18 protein-coding genes are annotated in these 17642 nt (G+C 48.6%); all 18 read left to right on the forward strand.

Annotated features, from left to right (window positions below; all coding sequences use genetic code 11):
- The first annotated feature begins 26 nt into the window (after window positions 1-26).
- The 18 genes from AWB54_RS07755 (at window position 27) to hisIE (ending at window position 17641) form a co-directional block, all read left to right on the forward strand.
- Window positions 27-1238 carry an esterase/lipase family protein gene (locus AWB54_RS07755; protein ID WP_061214038.1) on the forward strand — a complete coding sequence of 404 codons (1212 nt, stop codon included), beginning with the start codon at window positions 27-29 and terminating at the stop codon, window positions 1236-1238.
- Between the two features lie 352 nt (window positions 1239-1590).
- Window positions 1591-2106 (forward strand): 5-(carboxyamino)imidazole ribonucleotide mutase, encoded by a 516-nt coding sequence (gene purE, locus AWB54_RS07760; protein ID WP_061214039.1) that lies wholly within the window; start codon window positions 1591-1593, stop codon window positions 2104-2106.
- Window positions 2107-2144: 38 nt separating this feature from the next.
- Window positions 2145-3440: an adenylosuccinate lyase gene (gene purB / locus AWB54_RS07765; RefSeq protein WP_061214040.1), complete on the forward strand. Its 1296-nt coding sequence runs from the start codon at window positions 2145-2147 to the stop codon at window positions 3438-3440.
- A gap of 255 nt (window positions 3441-3695) precedes the next feature.
- Window positions 3696-5111 carry an amidophosphoribosyltransferase gene (gene purF / locus AWB54_RS07770; protein ID WP_061214102.1) on the forward strand — a complete coding sequence of 472 codons (1416 nt, stop codon included), beginning with the start codon at window positions 3696-3698 and terminating at the stop codon, window positions 5109-5111.
- 61 nt (window positions 5112-5172) lie between these two features.
- Window positions 5173-6210 (forward strand): phosphoribosylformylglycinamidine cyclo-ligase, encoded by a 1038-nt coding sequence (gene purM / locus AWB54_RS07775; RefSeq protein WP_061214041.1) that lies wholly within the window; start codon window positions 5173-5175, stop codon window positions 6208-6210.
- The gene (gene purN, locus AWB54_RS07780) at window positions 6207-6848 is read left to right on the forward strand and encodes a phosphoribosylglycinamide formyltransferase (protein WP_061214042.1); all 642 of its coding nucleotides are present in this window, start codon (window positions 6207-6209) and stop codon (window positions 6846-6848) included. The genes purM and purN overlap by 4 nt, the downstream gene beginning before the upstream one ends.
- Window positions 6849-6855: 7 nt before the next feature.
- Entirely contained in the window at window positions 6856-8376 is a 1521-nt protein-coding gene (purH, locus tag AWB54_RS07785) for a bifunctional phosphoribosylaminoimidazolecarboxamide formyltransferase/IMP cyclohydrolase (protein WP_061214043.1), read from the forward strand.
- A gap of 147 nt (window positions 8377-8523) precedes the next feature.
- Entirely contained in the window at window positions 8524-9810 is a 1287-nt protein-coding gene (purD, locus tag AWB54_RS07790; RefSeq protein ID WP_061214044.1) for a phosphoribosylamine--glycine ligase, read from the forward strand.
- Between the two features lie 3 nt (window positions 9811-9813).
- On the forward strand, window positions 9814-10341 hold the full coding sequence (locus AWB54_RS07795) for a tol-pal system YbgF family protein (protein WP_061214045.1): 528 nt from the start codon (window positions 9814-9816) through the stop codon (window positions 10339-10341).
- A gap of 209 nt (window positions 10342-10550) precedes the next feature.
- Complete coding sequence (locus AWB54_RS07800; RefSeq protein WP_061214103.1) at window positions 10551-11213, forward strand: HD domain-containing protein; 663 nt, start codon at window positions 10551-10553, stop codon at window positions 11211-11213.
- 155 nt (window positions 11214-11368) lie between these two features.
- A complete protein-coding gene (locus AWB54_RS07805; RefSeq protein ID WP_061214046.1) occupies window positions 11369-11680 on the forward strand; it encodes a YerC/YecD family TrpR-related protein in 312 nt (103 codons plus the stop codon).
- Complete coding sequence (gene hisZ / locus AWB54_RS07810; RefSeq protein WP_061214047.1) at window positions 11670-12833, forward strand: ATP phosphoribosyltransferase regulatory subunit; 1164 nt, start codon at window positions 11670-11672, stop codon at window positions 12831-12833. The genes AWB54_RS07805 and hisZ overlap by 11 nt, the downstream gene beginning before the upstream one ends.
- Window positions 12826-13479, forward strand: coding sequence for an ATP phosphoribosyltransferase (hisG, locus tag AWB54_RS07815; RefSeq protein ID WP_061214048.1), 654 nt, complete (start codon window positions 12826-12828; stop codon window positions 13477-13479). The genes hisZ and hisG overlap by 8 nt, the downstream gene beginning before the upstream one ends.
- On the forward strand, window positions 13479-14777 hold the full coding sequence (gene hisD / locus AWB54_RS07820) for a histidinol dehydrogenase (protein WP_061214049.1): 1299 nt from the start codon (window positions 13479-13481) through the stop codon (window positions 14775-14777). Before hisG ends, hisD begins: the two co-directional genes overlap by 1 nt.
- 22 nt (window positions 14778-14799) lie before the next feature.
- Entirely contained in the window at window positions 14800-15393 is a 594-nt protein-coding gene (gene hisB / locus AWB54_RS07825; RefSeq protein WP_061214050.1) for an imidazoleglycerol-phosphate dehydratase HisB, read from the forward strand.
- A gap of 90 nt (window positions 15394-15483) precedes the next feature.
- Complete coding sequence (gene hisA, locus AWB54_RS07830; RefSeq protein ID WP_061214051.1) at window positions 15484-16212, forward strand: 1-(5-phosphoribosyl)-5-[(5-phosphoribosylamino)methylideneamino]imidazole-4-carboxamide isomerase; 729 nt, start codon at window positions 15484-15486, stop codon at window positions 16210-16212.
- Between the two features lie 23 nt (window positions 16213-16235).
- A complete protein-coding gene (hisF, locus tag AWB54_RS07835) occupies window positions 16236-16994 on the forward strand; it encodes an imidazole glycerol phosphate synthase subunit HisF (RefSeq protein ID WP_061214052.1) in 759 nt (252 codons plus the stop codon).
- Window positions 16991-17641: a bifunctional phosphoribosyl-AMP cyclohydrolase/phosphoribosyl-ATP diphosphatase HisIE gene (gene hisIE, locus AWB54_RS07840; RefSeq protein WP_061214053.1), complete on the forward strand. Its 651-nt coding sequence runs from the start codon at window positions 16991-16993 to the stop codon at window positions 17639-17641. The genes hisF and hisIE overlap by 4 nt, the downstream gene beginning before the upstream one ends.
- Window position 17642: the final 1 nt, after the last annotated feature.

Genomic DNA, 17642 nt, shown 5'->3' on the forward strand with positions numbered 1-17642 from the left:
AATAGAGCAATGGAAGGAGAGGTAGAATGCTTGATATTTTGAGCGCTATGGCTCTGGGAGATTACCTGAGCCGGGGTCTGGGTCAAATAGGTTTAGAGTTTTGGCAGAGTGTATCCCACGATATTTTTTTAAATGTGGGAATGGAGTATAAAAACAGCAACCGTTTCTGGGAACGGGTTGAGTGCCGAGAAGTGGAAAGCCTGGCCGGCAAAGAACAACACTTTTGTGAAAATAACCGTCAGCTGGATAAAGATATCATCGCGCATTTTGGCAGCGCCACACCTGACGCCAAAAATTACCTGCTACATTACGCAGTCGGCTGGGATAGCAACAGAAACGCGGTTCCCTTGCTTTTGCTTCATGGGGCTGGATTGGATGCCACCTCTTTTTGCGATGTATTTGCTTTGGGATATACCGGTTTGCAACAACAGTTGGTTGAGCTTGGTTACAGGGTATTTGCCCTCAGCTTTTCCCATCCTCATGGGGATAATTATTACCAGGCGCTACAACTAGCTGATGCTATTTCCCGGGTGCGAGAATTGACCGGTGCTCCCCAGGTGGATGTATTGGCTCACAGTAAAGGGGGCCTGGCTGCCTGGATATATTTGTCCGGATTGGCTTCAACTCCATACAGTGGTGAGGTAAGACGATACATAATGCTGGGAACACCCAACGGAGGAACCGACTTTGCCTTTCGCAATCCCCTGTTTAATTACCTTATTTATATTTCCGGCTCCAATGGGGTTATGGCCTGGGATCAAGTACTTTCCCTGGGGAGCCTGGTGGATTGCAGCAAGCAGGCTATTTATCATGATGGCTGTTTTCCGGGACAGAGCCAGATGCTTGCTCGCTGGGATGAGAAATTCGCTTTAGATCCGCTGCAGCAAGATTGGTGGTCTACCTATTATGGTGGGTCTGGACTAATCAGTCATTCCCGGGGGATTGAGGCGGCTATACAGGACGGAGGCTCTTGTATGCAAAAGCTTAACCGGCATGGCCTGCCTCCAGAGATTGAGCTTGCTGTTCTGGCTGGCGATAAACATTTCCTTAATTGTTTACCGGGGGAATGCAGCGCTCCCAGTGATGGACTGGTTCTGGTGGATAGTGTTCTTTATACAGATGGTTTAATGAGGGAAGGTGCTCATCTCCTGGAAAAGACCGTTCTCCCGCTAAACCACCTGGAACTTCTTTTTGCCCGCCGGGCAGGCCGTTGGGTGGATCGGCAATTACGGGATTAAAGCAGGGAAGGGAGCAAGTTGACAGGCCAGGAATGCTCTGCTAATATCAAGGTGTAAAGCTGGAAATGAAAGAAATACGTTTAAGTTTTAGAAACGCGAAAGTGTGTCTAGGGTTCCGCATCTTGGTATGGTCTGGTCCAAGTGACACAGGTGCAGGATTGCACTACACCGTATAGGGATAAAAGCCCAGGCGGATAGGTTTCGGTTACGAATCCTGTCCTTCCGGGCTTGTTACTTTTTGCCTGGTTTTACTCTTGTTTTCTGTGAGAAAAGCGGCAAAATAACTGGTAAATCAAGCTAATGACATCATGAATTCGTAATAAGAATTTTATAAATAAGGGGGAATGCTAATATGCCCAGAGTGGGAATTATTATGGGAAGTGATTCCGACCTGGCTATAATGAAAAATGCTGGGGATATACTCCGAGAATTTGCTATAGAATATGAATATACGATCTGTTCGGCCCACCGTTTGCCTGCTGAAACCGCGGCCTATGCAAAGGAGGCTCGGGACAGGGGAATCGAAGTAATAATTGCCGGAGCCGGTGGTGCCGCACATCTACCTGGAGTAATTGCCTCTTATACTCTGCTTCCGGTTATCGGGGTTCCCATAAAAACCAGCAGTCTTTCCGGGGTTGACTCGCTTTATTCCATTGTGCAAATGCCCCGGGGAATCCCTGTAGCTACGGTAGCCATCAATGGTAGTGCCAATGCGGCCCTCCTGGCTTTGCAGATTTTGGCCCTGCATGATGAAAGCATTTGGCAGCACTTGCAAGAATATCGAAATAAAATGGCCCGGGAAGTTCGAGAAAAAGACCGGAAGTTGCAAGACTTGGGCGCCGATGCGTATTTGAACATAAAAAAATAGATTTGCAGTGGCATTAACCTTAAAAAGGGGAGTCCAAAATGATTGAAAGGTATACCCTGAGTGAAATGGGAAGGGTTTGGTCGGAAGAAAATAAACTTAAAAACTGGTTGAAAATCGAAATTGCCGCCTGTGAAGCCTGGGCTGAATTAGGTAAAATACCGTTGTCAGCCGTAGAGATAATTAGAGGAAGGGCAGCATTTAAACTGGATAGGATTAAAGAGATTGAAGCCGAGGTTCGTCATGATGTAATCGCATTTTTGACCAATGTAGCCGAATATGTGGGAGATGATTCCAAGTATATTCACCTGGGCATGACCTCTTCAGATATACTGGATACCGGACTGGCTTTACAGATGCGCGAATCTGCCGATTTAATTCAGGACAAGCTGGAAAAACTACAAAGGGTAGTAGCCGAAAAGGCTATCCGCTATAGGTACAGTCTTAATATTGGCCGAACACACGGGGTACATGGCGAGCCCAGTACCTTTGGCTTGAAGATGGCCCTGTGGTACAGTGAAATTAAGCGAAATATTCTGCGTTTGGAACAGGCCCGGGAAATAATATCTTTTGGCGCCATATCGGGAGCGATGGGCAATTTTGCTCACCTGGACCCTCGGGTGGAAGAGTATGTTTGTCACCAATTAGGGCTCAAACCCTGCCCAGTTTCTACCCAGGTAATTCAACGTGACCGGCATGCTCAGTTTATGACTACTTTGGCCATTATTGCCAGCTCTTTGGAAAAAATGGCCACAGAGATTCGCAACTTGCAGAGAAGCGAAATTTTAGAGGTGGAAGAACCATTTCGCCAGGGACAGAAGGGTTCCTCGGCCATGCCTCATAAGCGTAATCCCATGATGAGTGAGCGAGTTGCCGGTCTATCAAGGGTTATACGGGGCAACGCTTTGGCCGCCCTGGAAAATGTAGCCCTCTGGCATGAAAGGGATTTGACCCACTCTTCGGTGGAGAGGATTATCATTCCGGATAGCTGTATTTTACTGGATTATGTTTTAGAAAAATTCCGAGCTGTGGTTCAAGGGTTGGTGGTCTATGAAGAAAACATGTTGGAAAATATGAAGAAAACGCGAGGGTTGGTGTTTTCGCAGGAGTTGCTGCTGGCTCTGCTAACAAAAGGTCTTTCGCGTGAAGAAGCCTACCATTTGGTACAGAGAAACTCTATGAAAAGCTGGCAAGAAAGGTTGGACTTTAAAACTCTGGTGGAGAAAGACGCTGCTATAATGCAGCTGCTCTCCCATGATGAAATCGAGGGCATATTTGATCTCTCTATTTACCAGGCCCAGGTAGATTACATTTTTAAACGCTGCGGCTTGGATTGATGGAAATTTCACTTTTCTAACTAAGATGCCACTGCAAAAAAACTGTTCCCGGGTATACTCAACGCTACATATGGTGTTCAAAACCTCACCATTATACTAGATATAGCGGTGTTAATTTTGAAAAATGACTTTTTGCAGTGACATCAACTAATCAATGCGGTAAGTTAGGAGGAACGTTGGATTGGAAGCCAATGCCTGTGCAACCCTGAGTATTTGGATATTACAAGAGGGGGAGGAAATAGAGTGTTGGAGGAAATGAAGGATTTGGATCTGCTTTCTACATGCTGTGCTGAAGACAAATTCCACGATGAATGTGGGGTTTTCGGGATATTTCTAAATGAATCCGAGGATGATTGTGAAGCCGCCCGAACAACTTTTTACGGTCTTTATGCCTTGCAGCATCGAGGCCAGGAGAGTGCGGGTATAGCTGTTTCCAATGGTCATGAGATTCAACTGCATAAAGGCATGGGGCTAATAACCGAGGTCATAAAGCCGGATCATATTAAGAAACTTAAAGGCCGCCTGTCTATCGGCCATGTTCGTTATTCCACTACCGGGATGAGTAATGTGGTAAATACTCAGCCTCTGGTATTTCATTATTTGAATGGAATGCTGGCCTTGGCCCATAATGGGAATCTAGTGAATACAGTGGAGCTTAGAAAAAGGCTGGCTGCCTATGGCTCCGTTTTTCAAACAACTAGCGATACCGAGGTGGTGGCTAACCTTCTGGCCAGGTATTCCCAGGATAATAAAATAGAGGATGCTTTGGCCCGGTGCATAATGGATGCGAAGGGGGCTTTCGCTCTCTTAATAATGACCGAAGACCGTTTGGTTGGGGTGCGGGATCCGATGGGGATTCGGCCTCTTTGCCTAGGGGAGCTCAATGGCAACTATATACTGGCTTCCGAATCGGCGGCCCTGGATACAGTGGGGGCCACATTAATCCGTGATGTAAATCCCGGAGAAATAGTGGTAATAGACCAGGATGGATTACATTCCCGGCAGGTAATCGATTCGCCTCGCCGGGCCCATTGTATTTTTGAATATATCTACTTTGCCCGGCCGGACAGTACCATTGACCAGGTAAATGTTTATCAAGCCAGACGAGAGATGGGTCGGCAGCTGGCCCGGGAGTGCGATATCGATGCCGATATGGTTATTTCCGTACCGGACTCCGGCACCTCATCGGCTCTGGGTTATGCTGAAGAAGCGGGCTTGCCTTTTGAAGAAGGACTGATGAAGAACCGCTATGTGGGACGCACCTTTATTCAGCCCACCCAGAAGATGCGGGAACTGGGGGTTAAACTGAAACTCAATGCCATTGATGAAGTGGTTTGCGGCAAACGTATAATAATGGTTGATGACTCCATAGTTCGCGGAACCACCAGCAAGAAGATCGTGCAAATGCTGCGTGAAGCCGGGGCCACCGAGGTGCATATGGTGGTGGCTTCCCCTCCCACCCGTTTTCCCTGTTATTATGGAATTGATACCTCGCGCCGGGAGGAGCTTATTGCCAGCACCATGGACAAAACGGAGATTGAAAAGTTTATTGGTGCTGATAGCCTCCACTATTTAAGTATGGAAGCTATGTTTGCCGCCATGAAAAGCGGTGAAGATACTTTTTGTTCCGCCTGTTTCAGTGGTAAATATCCTATGGAGATTGAGACCTGATAGCGCCAGGAGAGCACGAGAACCGTTCCTCTGTGTGCATATTTGCAGGAGGTGGAAGGACATGGATAAACCGGGCTTGAGTTATAAGGAAGCGGGTGTGGATATAGATGCCGCCAACCGCTCGGTGGAAATGATTAAAAAGTGGGTGGGACAGACAATAAGACCGGAAGTGCTGTCAGGGATAGGGTCCTTTGGCGGTTTTTTCGCTCTGGATTTACAGAAGTACCGGGAACCGGTATTGGTTTCCGGTACTGATGGAGTAGGCACCAAACTAAGGATTGCTCAAATGATGGGGGTGCATGACAGCGTGGGGATTGACCTGGTGGCTATGTGTGTAAATGACATACTGGCTCACGGGGCTGAACCCCTATTTTTTTTGGATTATATCGCTATTGGCAAACTGGACCCCGTATTGGTGGAGCTATTGGTAAAGGGAGTCAGCCAGGGCTGCCGGCAGGCCGGCTGTTCTCTCATTGGTGGAGAAACCGCGGAAATGCCGGGTTTTTACCGGGAGAATGAATATGATTTGGCTGGATTTGCGGTAGGAGCAGTAGATCGTTCCCGGCTTATTAACGGGAGTTCTATTGCGGATGGAGATCTCTTGCTAGCTTTGCCTTCTTCCGGACTGCATTCCAACGGCTATTCCCTGGCGCGCAAGGTATTACTGGAAAAGGCCGGGATGGAGCTGGAGGAAAACATTGCTGAACTGGGACGTAGCCTGGGTGAGGAATTGCTCTGCCCCACCCGTATATATGTGCCAGCCATACTAGCACTGCTGGAAGCATGTGAGGTAAAAGGATTGGCCCACATAACCGGAGGGGGAATAGTAGAAAACCTGCAAAGAATTATGCCCTCCGGCCTGGGGGCGGTAATCGACAGTCAGGCTATAGAAGTCAAACCGGTATTTCAGCTTATTGAAAAATTGGGTCAGGTTGATAAATCTGAAATGTTTCGGACTTTCAATATGGGTGTAGGATACATAATCGTTGTATCGCCGCTTTATCATGATAAAGCTTTAAAGTGCTTGCATGATAAAGGAGAAAAGCCTATACTTATAGGCAGGGTGGAGAAAGACAGGGAGAAGGTAAGTATTCAATGATTAGAGTAAGGGAAGCCGGGCGTATCAGCCTGGCAGTTCTGGCCTCCGGGCGGGGAAGTAATTTTGATGCCCTCTGCCAGGCAGTGGAAAGAGGCCAGTTGGATGCTGATATCAAGCTCTTGCTCAGTGACCGCCGGGATGCTCCCGCTTTGGAAAAGGCGGCCCGCCGGGGGATAGAATCGATTTTTCTTTCCCCGGCAGCTTTTACTAGTCGTGATGATTATGAGGCTTGCCTCTTGCAAAAACTCCGGGAACACGGGGTGGAAATCATAGCTCTGGCCGGCTATATGCGCCTGGTAGGAAAAGTGCTTTTAGATGAATATAAATGGAAGATAATAAATATTCATCCGGCGCTTTTGCCATCTTTTCCTGGCTTGAATGCCCAGAGCCAGGCTTTGAACTATGGAGTCAGATTCAGCGGTTGCACTGTACATATGGTTGACGAAGGCATGGATACCGGGCCGATATTAATGCAAGCCGTGGTTCCGGTTTACCAGGATGACGAGGAGGACAGCCTGGCGGCGAGGATACTGCTGGAAGAACATCAGATTTACTGGCGTTCTTTGCAGCTATTAGCCGAGGGACGCGTTTTTTTAGATGGCCGCCGGGTGATAATAGCCGATAAGCAAGGAGGTTAGATAGATTATGAAAAGAGCATTGATCAGTGTGTCTAATAAAGAAGGTTTGCTGGATTTTGCCCGGGGATTGGAGAAGCTGGGCTATGAAATCATTTCAACCGGCGGCACCTATAATACTATCAAGGAAGCCGGGATTAAGGTCAAGAAGGTAGCAGATATAACCGGTTTTCCGGAAATCCTGGATGGCCGGGTTAAAACTCTGCATCCCAAAATCCATGGAGGAATTTTGGCTCGCCGGGTACCGGAACACCTCCAACAATTGCAGGAGAATGATATCGGCCCGATTGACATAGTGGCGGTAAACCTCTATCCCTTCCGGGAAACCATCAGCCGGCCCGGAGTAAGCCTGGAAGAAGCCATAGAGAACATTGATATCGGGGGACCGGCCATGGTAAGAGCCGCTGCCAAGAATTATCAGGATGTTGCGGTTGTGGTAAAACCTGAATTCTACCAACCTCTACTGGAGGCCCTGGAAAAACAAGGAGGAATAAGCCCGGAATTTCGCTTGAAACTGGCTTGGGAAGCTTTCAGCCATACTGCGGCTTACGATGCCATGATTTCTTACTACCTCTCTCGTGTAAGCAACAGCGATTTAAACCAGAACCTGATTCTGGCCGGGGAAAAGGTCTATGACCTGCGCTATGGCGAGAACCCCCACCAGAAAGCTTCTTTTTACCGCTTTATGACCCCGGGGCTGGGATTGCCTGATGCCCGGCAATTGAATGGCAAGGAACTCTCCTATAATAATATAATTGATACCCAGGCGGCCTGGGAACTGGTGCGGGAATTCGATGAACCGGCCTGTGTTATCATTAAACACACCAACCCCTGTGGAACGGCGGTAGCCGCAACCCTGGAAGAAGCCTTCGACCGGGCATTTGCCGCTGACCCATTGTCCGCCTATGGCGGTATTATTGCCCTGAACCGTCCGGTTGACGGGGCTACGGCCCAAAAAGCGGCCGAGCCTTTTATGGAAGTTATCATTGCTCCGGCTTATACCCCCGAGGCTTTGGAAAGCCTTCAGGCCAAGAAGAACCTGCGAGTACTGGAACTTCCGCTGGAAGTCGCCGGGGGGTTGCAGATAAGAACTGTAGCCGGTGGTTTCGTAGTTCAGGAAAGTGACCGGGATGAGCTGGATATGGATAAAGTGCAGGTAGTCACCCAGAAAAAACCTGCTGCCGAGCAATTAAAGGAACTGGCCTTTGCCCGCAAGGTGGTCAAACATATAAAGTCCAATGCGATTGTCGTAGCCCGGGATGGGGTTACTCTGGGTGTTGGTGCCGGGCAAATGAACCGGGTGGGTTCAGCCCGTATTGCCCTGGAAAGTGCCGGGGAAAAGGCCCGGGGGGCTGTGATGGCTTCCGATGCCTTCTTCCCCTTCAAGGATACGGTGGAATTGGCGGCGCGGTATGGGATTACCGCCATAATTCAACCGGGCGGCTCGGTAAGAGATCAGGAGAGCATAGATGAATGCGATAAAAACGGTATGGCCATGGTCTTTACCGGTATAAGGCATTTTAAACATTGATGCTACTGCGGTACCCTTGAGCCGCGAGACAAGCCGCAGGTGTTGCCCATGCGTAGACAGCGAGCGGTATATTTAATACAAGTATAATTTTGATATCAGTATTAAAGAGCACGAAAGAACTATCTACTTGTGCTAAAGGAGGCAGCTATGGGGAAAAAGCTATTGCTTATCGGACAGGGAGGAAGAGAACATGCACTGGCCTGGAAATTGGCCCAGAGCCCGGAGATAGAAGCACTGTATGTGGCGCCGGGTAATCCCGGCATAGCCGCTATAGCAGAGTGCATTTCCATAGGAGTAAATGAAATAGAAAGCCTGCTGGAATTTGCCCGGAGCCAGCGTATAGACCTTACCGTGGTTGGGCCGGAAGCTCCGCTTATGGAGGGCATAGCAGACCGTTTCCGGGAAGCGGGCTTGAAAATATTTGGCCCTACTACTGCTGCCTCCAGGTTGGAAGGAAGCAAGGTTTTTGCCAAGAAGCTGTTAAAAAAATATGGCATCCCCACAGCTGATTATACGGTATGTGAAAGATTGGATATGGCTTATGCTTCTGCCCGGACTTACACTGAGCAGGGGAAAGCAGTAGTAATAAAAGCTGATGGACTGGCAGCGGGCAAAGGGGTTACTGTCGCCGCCAACTGGGAAGAGGCCAGCCAGGCTATTGACAGCATGATGAAAGACAAGAGCTTCGGTCAGGCTGGTGAAAGACTGTTGGTGGAGGAGTGCCTGCTGGGCGAGGAAGTTAGTTTCTTTGCTATTTGTGATGGTAAGGATTATATTTCCTTGTTGGCCGCCCAGGATCATAAAAGAGTCTTCGATAATGATCAGGGCCCCAATACCGGAGGTATGGGAGCCTATGTCAATCCCCCAGTTTTTGACCGGGAACTGCAAATGCAGGTTATTAAAAATATAATAGAACCGGTCATTAAGGCCATGGCAGAAGAAGGATGCCCCTATCAAGGGGTGCTCTATGCCGGGCTGATGATAACCTCGGAAGGTCCTAAAGTATTAGAATTCAATGCCCGTTTCGGTGACCCGGAAACCCAGGTGTTGATGCCCATGATTAAAGGTGATATTTTGCCGGTGCTGGAGGCTGCCGCCAGTGGTAAGCTGGGTGATTTGCAGCTGGAGATAGAAGAAGGCAGCTGTGTGGCGGTTATTCTGGCCTCCGCAGGCTATCCCGGAGATTATGAAAAAGGGAAAATCATTAAAGGCTTGGATAGGCTTGAGCCGGATACCCTGGTATTCCATGCCGGAACCAGCCGAAAGGATGAAAATCTCATTACCGCTGGTGGCCGCGTTTTGGCCGTAGTCTGCCGGGGGCAGGACATGAGAGCGGCCCGGGATAAGGTTTATCAAGAGGTAAAAAAGATAGAATTTGATGGAATGCATTATCGCCAGGATATTGGCGTAAAAGCAATGCAACATGAGGTATAGGGAATGAAGCTGATAATACGAGTTTTATCCCGGATACTGTTAATAGCGGCTGTAATCGCTATGCTCTATTTCATGCCTACCCGGGAGTTTTTGAAAACAACTTTCATATTGGGTATGCCCTTCATTGTAGCTTTGGCCATAATGAGAAAAAGACCCCGCTATTCATTCTTATGGATTATTGCCTTCTTGGCACTATTGGGAATCGCCGGGGGTTATGTTTATTTATTGACCCAGCTCCCGGAGCGGATAGAAACCCGTCGTATAATCAGTGAGGGCGGATCTTTGGTGGCAGAAGGAAAATTTGATAAAGCTATAGATGAATACAAGAAGTTGGAAAAGCTAGGCAAGCCGGAAAAAATGAAAGAGAAGATTGCCATTGCGGAGCAGGAGAAGCGGGCAGCCGCTATGCTGCAGGAAGCCCAGGATTTGCTTGCTGCAGGCGAAACAGAAAAAGCGAAGAAACTGTTAGAGTCCATACCAGATAATACCAGGGCTGCCGTGCAGGCGAAACGATTGCAAAAAAAGCTATGAGGAATAAGGATATGTAATTAATTAAGGAACGGGGACAGATCAGCTTCGCAGAAATGTCATTGATTAAGGAACGGGGACACATCAGCTTCGCAGAAATGTCATTGATTAAGGAACGGGGACACATCAGCTTCGCAGAAATGTCATTGATTAAGGAACGGGGACACATCAGCTTCGCAGAAATGTCCCCCATTCGAAAACGGGGTGAGGAAATGGTAACACTGGAAGTGGTAAAGAACAGTCACATGGTGGAACAGTATATGCAAATAGGCAATGCCTATATCGGTAATATTGGAGCCATAGAACATGACCTGCACCATGCCGAGCAAACTTCGCAGCTTTGTTCGGAGATTCTGGAAAAACTGAACTTTCCTGCACGAGAAGCTGAGCTGGCTGCCATTGCCGGTTTTTTACATGACATCGGCAATCTGGTTAATCGATACGGGCATGGTATGTCCGGGGCTATTATGGCGTTTTATCTTTTGCTGGATTTGGAAATGGATACAGAGGAAATAGCGACGATTATGGGAGCCATAGGTAATCATGAAGAACAGGCTCAGGGTAAGAGCATCAATAATGTGGCGGCGGCCCTGATTTTGGCTGATAAGTCCGATGTACACCGCTCCCGGGTGCGAAAAACCGAGATGTCGGCTTTCACTCCGCGCGATAGGGTTAATTATGCAGTTACTGGTTCCCGGCTGGTGGTTATGCCGGAAGAAAAGACTATAAGGATGGAAATTGATATTGATAACGAAGTATGTTCAGTAATGGAGTATTTTGAGATATTTTTGACCAAGATGCTTATGTCCCGGCGGGCTGCCGAGTATTTGGGCTGCCGATTCGAACTCTTGATTAACAACAACCGGCTATTATAGTGTTGCCCATGCGAAGCGCCCTGTCGAGCACAACTGATGCTCCCTTTGGTCGCTATTAAGGACGCTGGAGCGGTCATATTTATGCAAGCTAATGAGTATTAATAACTTTTTGCAGTATAGTCAAGGTTAGGTTTCGTTGGTAGGGAGGTATGATCATGACATTTTCACCTGGCTGGAAAGACCAGCATACTGATTTCCTGGTTCAGGCTCTATTATGCCTCCAGAACGAAGAGGATGCTTATCGTCTGTTGGATGACCTCTGTACCGTTAGTGAGATAAAGGCTATGTCACAACGGCTGGAAGTAGCACGACTGCTGGCCGGGAATATCAAATACAATGAAATAGCTGCGGATACCGGAGCCAGCACAGCTACTATTAGCCGGGTAAAACGCTGCCTTAATTATGGTGCTGATGGTTACCGCAGGATATTAAATAATTTATACGGGGAGAAAAATAATGAAGAGTAGAAAGATTTCGCGGGGCCTGCGTGACCTCTTACCCCCGGAGCTAAAGGTCCGCCGTTTTATGGAAGAAAAGGCAGCGGCACTTTTTGCCAGCTATGCTTATGAGGAGGTTATGACTCCCACCTTTGAATATCTCGAAGTAGTGGAAATGGGAACCGGAGGGAATATAAGGGAAGAGCTCTTCCTCTTTATGGATAGGGAAGGAGGCATTCTCTCCCTGCGCCCGGAGATGACCACGGGGATTGCCCGTTTGGCTGCCACCCATCTGCGTGATGCTGTTTTCCCGCAGAGATTGTATTATCTGAGCAATTCTTTTCGCTATGTCCAGCCTCACCTGGCCCAATACCGTGAGTTTTGGCAGGCCGGCATTGAATTGCTGGGTGCCGAGGGGGTACGGGCTGATGCCGAGGTGATTACTATTGCGGTCAAAGCGCTGCAAGAGATGGGTTTGGATAATTTCAAAATAAGCCTCAATCAAATAGCTATTTTTAATAGTCTTCTGGATGATAGCGGTTTAAACCGCGAAGAGAAAGACTGTATCAGGAGCCTGGTGGAAAATAAAGATTTGGTGGAATTATCCCGGGTTCTGGAATCCCTGGACATTGATGATGAACTCAAAGAAACTATTGCCATACTCCCTGTTTTGCATGGGGGGATTGAAGTCCTGGACCGCTTGCCTTATGTGGAAAAAAACCGGCGGGCCCTGGCGGCAGTACAGGAACTGCGTGAAGTATATGAAACTTTGCAGCTTTGCGGGGTGATTGATCATATAGTAGTGGATATGGGAGTTCTCCGCGGGCTGGATTATTATACGGGCACTGTGTTTGAAGGTTATTCCCCTGAGCTGGGATACGGCCTGTTGGGTGGCGGCCGTTATGATCACTTGCTGGGGAAATTTGGCTTTCCCTGCCCGGCCACAGGATTTGCCCTGGGAATGGACCGCCTGGCTCTGCTTTTGAAGCACCCGGCCTTACAAGAAGCCCCTCGATACCTGGTGGGGGGAAAAGACTTCGCGGCGGTAATAGCTCAGGCGGAGGAACTCAGGAAGCAGGGCTTTGCCGTAGAAATAGATGTAGAAGGAAAGAGCCGGCAGGAGCTGGAAAGAAAGCTGGAAGGAAGGGAAAACTGTATAACTGGAGGATTAATCTATGTATGATGATTACCTGACCATCGCCCTGTCCAAAGGAACTCTACTGGAGCCCACCCTGGAAGTTTTTAAGAAATTAAAGCTGCCTGGTGAGGGAATTGATGATAAAAGCCGCAGCATGGTATTTACTTATGATAAAGAACGGGTAAAGTATATCATGTGTCGTCCCACCGATGTGCCTGCCTATGTCGAACAGGGAGCGGCCGACCTTGGTATAGTGGGCAAGGATGTAATTGTGGAACAGGCTCGGGATGTTTTTGAAATGGTGGACTTGCAATATGGATACTGCCGTTTTGTAGTAGCGGTACCGGAGGCCATTAAAAATATAGCGCTTAAAGATTTGAACTACAAGCGAGCTGCCACCAAGTTTCCGGTAATAGCGGAGAATTTTTTCCGCAGCCAGGGACTGCAGGTGGAAATTATAAAACTGCATGGCAATATAGAACTGGCACCCCTGATGGGGCTGGCCGACATGATCGTGGACCTGGTTTCTACGGGGCGAACCCTGAAAGAAAACCGGCTGGTGGAGTTTATTAAAATAATGGATTCCACCACCAGGCTGATATGCAACCGGGTGAGCTACCGCACCAAACACCAGCAGATTCAACCCCTGATTGAAAACATGCAAAAATTAAGTACAGGAGGCAGTGCTTGATGAATATAAAGAGATTTGATGGAGCTTCAGAGGATTTTAAGCATTTTTTAACCGCCAGTAATGCCAGTATGAAACAATACGAAGATAGTGTTGGAGAGATTGGCCGGCAGGTGCAAAAGAAAGGTAATCAGGCCATATTTGCCTTTACCTTAAAGTTTGATGGAGCAAAAATCGATGAAAGCAACTTCCTGGTTTCTGAAGATGAGATTGAGGCGGCTTATGATGCAGTTGATGATGATTACATATTTGCGCTAAACCAGGCTATAGATAATATCGCTGCTTTTCATGACAGACAGTTGAAGAACTCCTGGATGGAACCGGATGAGCGCGGCAATATACTGGGACAGCTTTACCGGCCTTTGAAAAGGGTGGGTATATATGTACCCGGCGGAACTGCGGCTTACCCTTCGTCAGTACTTATGAATGCCATACCGGCCCAGGTAGCCGGGGTAAGCGAAATAGCCATGGTGACTCCACCGGCTAAAGACGGTTCCATAAATCCCTATACTCTGGTAGCGGCAGCTGAACTGGGAATCGAGGAGATATATAAGATGGGTGGTGCCCAGGCTGTATTCGCTCTGGCCTATGGTACGGAGAATATTAATAAAGTGGATCTGATAAGCGGTCCCGGCAATATCTATGTTACTATCGCTAAAAAAATGGTTTATGGTGATGTAAATATCGACATGCTGGCTGGTCCCAGCGAAATACTGATAGTTGCTGATAAGAAAGCCAACCCGGCTTACCTGGCAGCGGATATGATGTCCCAGGCGGAACATGATGTGCTGGCTCGCAGCATACTGGTGACCGACAGTGAGACCTTGATTGAGCGGGTACGGGAGGAAATTGAGAAGCAGGTGCAGGAACTTTCCCGCCGGGATATTATCCGGCAGGCCCTGGAGAGTTACGGGGCCTTGGTACTGGTTCCCGGAATGGATCAGGCCTGTACGGTGGCTAACCTGGTGGCCCCCGAACACCTGGAATTGATGGTGGAGCATCCTTTTGATTATTTGAGCCGGATTCGCAATGCCGGGGCTATTTTCCTGGGAAAATACACCCCGGAACCGGTGGGGGATTATTTTGCCGGTCCCAACCATATTTTGCCCACCGGCGGAACCGCTCGTTTCTATTCCCCGGTTAGCGTAGACACCTTTATGAAGAGCTCCAGCATTATTTATTATTCTCCGCAAGGAATAAGGGAAGACGCCGAGGGAATAATGAAGCTGGCTGAGGTGGAAGGGCTTACTGCCCATGCCAATTCCATAAGAATAAGAGTAAAGGGAAAAAAGATAAAATAGGAAACCAAAGGAGGAGTGAAAATTGGATAATAGCAGAATAGGAGAAGTACAGAGGAAAACCAGTGAAACCGAGGTCTTACTGCAGGTCGAATTGGATGGTACCGGAAATCACCAGATTGACACGGAAATTCCGTTTCTCAATCACATGCTGACCCTTTTTTCATTTCATAGCTTGTGCAACTTGAGAGTCACTGCCCGAGGAGATATAGAGGTAGATGATCACCATTCGGTGGAAGACATCGCCATCTGTCTGGGTCAGGCCTTGAAAACGGCCCTGGGCGACAAGAGAGGAATAACTCGCTACGGGGAAGCGACGGTCCCTATGGATGAATCCCTGGCCCGGGTGGTCCTTGATCTCTCAGGTCGCTCTTACCTGGTCTATAATGTGCCGCTGGAAAGGGAAATGATAGGCAATTTCGCTACGGAAAATGTACGGGAGTTTTTCCAGGCCGTGGCCGCCAATGCCGGGATTAATATCCATATCGATCTCTTGCGGGGCACGAACACTCATCATATAATTGAAGCGGTTTTCAAGGCTTTTGCCCGGGCCTTAAAGGATGCAATCGCAATAGAGCCGCGCATGGAAGGAATATGGTCCTCCAAGAGGGTTCTCTAAGCTCAGGGAGTATCAGGGAGTTCATAGAAGAGGAAAAAGAAAACGGCTGAGTTTGGGAATATTACAGAAGTTGGGGGAGATGGAATAAAAATGATTATTTATCCCGCGATAGATTTAAAGGATGGCCAGTGTGTACGGCTGGTTCAGGGCCGGGTGGAAAACAAAACGGTGTACTCTGATGCACCCGCCACTGTAGCCCGTTCTTTTCAGGAGCAGGGCGCTTCATTCTTACACATTGTTGATCTCGACGGTGCTTTCCAGGGCAGTCCCCAGAGCCTTAAAGCTATTGAAGCGATAGCCGCAGCGATTGACATTAGTTTTCAAGTAGGCGGAGGCTTGCGTCAGCTAAGCGATGTGGAAAAGCTTCTGGCTTTGGGTGCCAGCCGGGTAATAATTGGAACCCGGGCGGTTTCCCACCCGGATTTCATCGCCAGCCTGCTGGATAAGTTCGGCCCTGAGCGCATAGTACTGGGCCTGGATGCTAAGGAGGGCATGGTGGCGGTGGAAGGATGGGTTTCCACTTCTTCAATAACGGCTATAGATTTTGCGTTGCGGATGAAAGCTCTGGGGGTACAAACGGCCATATATACAGATGTCTCGCGAGACGGGCTTTTGCAGGGTCCCAACCTGGCGGCCATAAAAGAGATGGCCTGTAGTACCGGACTGGATATTATTGCTTCCGGAGGGGTAAGCAGCCTGGACAATATAAGAGCCTTGAAAGAGTTGGAGAATGACGGGGTGAGCGGGGCCATTATCGGCAAGGCCCTCTATGACGGCAAGATAAGTTTGCTTGATGCTCTTAAGGAAGCGGAAAAATAAATTTTGATATATGGGGTGGTTTAATGCGGGCTAAAAGAATTATTCCCTGCCTGGATGTACATGGCGGCCGGGTGGTAAAAGGAACAAATTTTATTAATTTACGGGATGCCGGCGATCCGGTGGAATTTGCGGCTTTCTATGATAAAGAGGGGGCCGATGAACTGGTGTTTCTGGATATCAGCGCCACCTCCGAGGAGCGCCAAACCATGGTGGAGGTGGTACGGCAAACCGCCCGCGAGGTTTCTATTCCCTTTGCTGTCGGCGGAGGGATAAGGACCCTGGATGATATCCGCAATATATTGAAGGCAGGAGCGGATAAGGTTTCCATGAATTCGGCGGCCATAAGAGATCCGCAGATCATTAAAGAAGGGGCAGTTGAATTTGGCAGCCAGTGTATCGTGGTGGCTATCGATGCCCGGCGCATCAGCGAAAATTTATGGGAGGTTTATATTGATGGGGGACAGGTTGCTACCGGCATGGATGCCCGAGAGTGGGCCTGCAAGGTGGAAAGCCTGGGAGCTGGAGAAATACTTTTAACCAGCATGGACAAGGACGGAACCAAAGACGGGTATGATATCGAGCTAACCGCCGCCATAAGCGAGCAGGTCGGGATACCGGTTATCGCCTCGGGCGGAGCCGGCAAGCTGGAACATCTCTATGAGGGCATTACTCTGGGTAAGGCTGATGCCGTTCTTTGCGCTTCAATTTTTCATTTTCGTGAATATACGGTGCGGCAGGCCAAGGAATACCTGGCGGCTAAAGGAGTGGCAGTAAGATTATGATAGATAATTTAATATTCGATGAAAAGGGCTTGCTTCCCGCCATTATCCAGGATTTTCAGAGTGGACAGGTATTGATGATGGCCTATATGAATAAGGAATCCCTGACTCGCACCCGGGAAAGCGGCAAAACCTGGTTTTATTCCCGCAGTCGCCAGAAACTATGGCAAAAGGGGGAAGAATCAGGGCATATCCAGGAGGTAAAGGAAATATCTTTTGATTGTGATAGTGACTGCTTGCTGATCAAAGTGGCACAAACGGGGGTAGCCTGTCATACCGGGCACTACAGCTGTTTTTACCAGACCCTTGACGGGAAAGAGGTGGAGAGTCCCCTCTTTGACCTGTCGGCGGTTTACAACTCCGCTGGTGGGGGGCCGGGGATCCTTTATGAATTATATGATATTATCCTGGAACGCAGGGAAAAAATGCCAGAAGGCTCGTACACAGCCTATCTCTTTAGTAAAGGCCTGGACAAAATCCTGAAAAAAGTGGGTGAAGAAAATGCGGAAGTGATTATCGCCGCCAAGAACCGGGATAAAGCTGAACTGGTCTACGAGACATCCGACTTGCTCTATCACCTGCTGGTTTTGCTGGTGGAACAGGGAGTTAGCCTGGCGGAAGTTTTTTCCGAACTGAAATCCCGCCGCTAAA

Source organism: Syntrophomonas wolfei subsp. methylbutyratica, assembly GCF_001570625.1.
Lineage (GTDB): Bacteria > Bacillota > Syntrophomonadia > Syntrophomonadales > Syntrophomonadaceae > Syntrophomonas > Syntrophomonas methylbutyratica.

What these genes read in the sequence shown, in the direction of transcription:
- AWB54_RS07755 (WP_061214038.1), top strand. Translation starts at nt 27, where the DNA reads ATGCTTGATATTTTGAGCGCTATGGCTCTGGGAGATTACCTGAGCCGG.
- purE (WP_061214039.1), top strand. Translation starts at nt 1,591, where the DNA reads ATGCCCAGAGTGGGAATTATTATGGGAAGTGATTCCGACCTGGCTATA.
- purB (WP_061214040.1), top strand. Translation starts at nt 2,145, where the DNA reads ATGATTGAAAGGTATACCCTGAGTGAAATGGGAAGGGTTTGGTCGGAA.
- purF (WP_061214102.1), top strand. Translation starts at nt 3,696, where the DNA reads ATGAAGGATTTGGATCTGCTTTCTACATGCTGTGCTGAAGACAAATTC.
- purM (WP_061214041.1), top strand. Translation starts at nt 5,173, where the DNA reads ATGGATAAACCGGGCTTGAGTTATAAGGAAGCGGGTGTGGATATAGAT.
- purN (WP_061214042.1), top strand. Translation starts at nt 6,207, where the DNA reads ATGATTAGAGTAAGGGAAGCCGGGCGTATCAGCCTGGCAGTTCTGGCC.
- purH (WP_061214043.1), top strand. Translation starts at nt 6,856, where the DNA reads ATGAAAAGAGCATTGATCAGTGTGTCTAATAAAGAAGGTTTGCTGGAT.
- purD (WP_061214044.1), top strand. Translation starts at nt 8,524, where the DNA reads ATGGGGAAAAAGCTATTGCTTATCGGACAGGGAGGAAGAGAACATGCA.
- AWB54_RS07795 (WP_061214045.1), top strand. Translation starts at nt 9,814, where the DNA reads ATGAAGCTGATAATACGAGTTTTATCCCGGATACTGTTAATAGCGGCT.
- AWB54_RS07800 (WP_061214103.1), top strand. Translation starts at nt 10,551, where the DNA reads ATGGTAACACTGGAAGTGGTAAAGAACAGTCACATGGTGGAACAGTAT.
- AWB54_RS07805 (WP_061214046.1), top strand. Translation starts at nt 11,369, where the DNA reads ATGACATTTTCACCTGGCTGGAAAGACCAGCATACTGATTTCCTGGTT.
- hisZ (WP_061214047.1), top strand. Translation starts at nt 11,670, where the DNA reads ATGAAGAGTAGAAAGATTTCGCGGGGCCTGCGTGACCTCTTACCCCCG.
- hisG (WP_061214048.1), top strand. Translation starts at nt 12,826, where the DNA reads ATGTATGATGATTACCTGACCATCGCCCTGTCCAAAGGAACTCTACTG.
- hisD (WP_061214049.1), top strand. Translation starts at nt 13,479, where the DNA reads ATGAATATAAAGAGATTTGATGGAGCTTCAGAGGATTTTAAGCATTTT.
- hisA (WP_061214051.1), top strand. Translation starts at nt 15,484, where the DNA reads ATGATTATTTATCCCGCGATAGATTTAAAGGATGGCCAGTGTGTACGG.
- hisF (WP_061214052.1), top strand. Translation starts at nt 16,236, where the DNA reads ATGCGGGCTAAAAGAATTATTCCCTGCCTGGATGTACATGGCGGCCGG.
- hisIE (WP_061214053.1), top strand. Translation starts at nt 16,991, where the DNA reads ATGATAGATAATTTAATATTCGATGAAAAGGGCTTGCTTCCCGCCATT.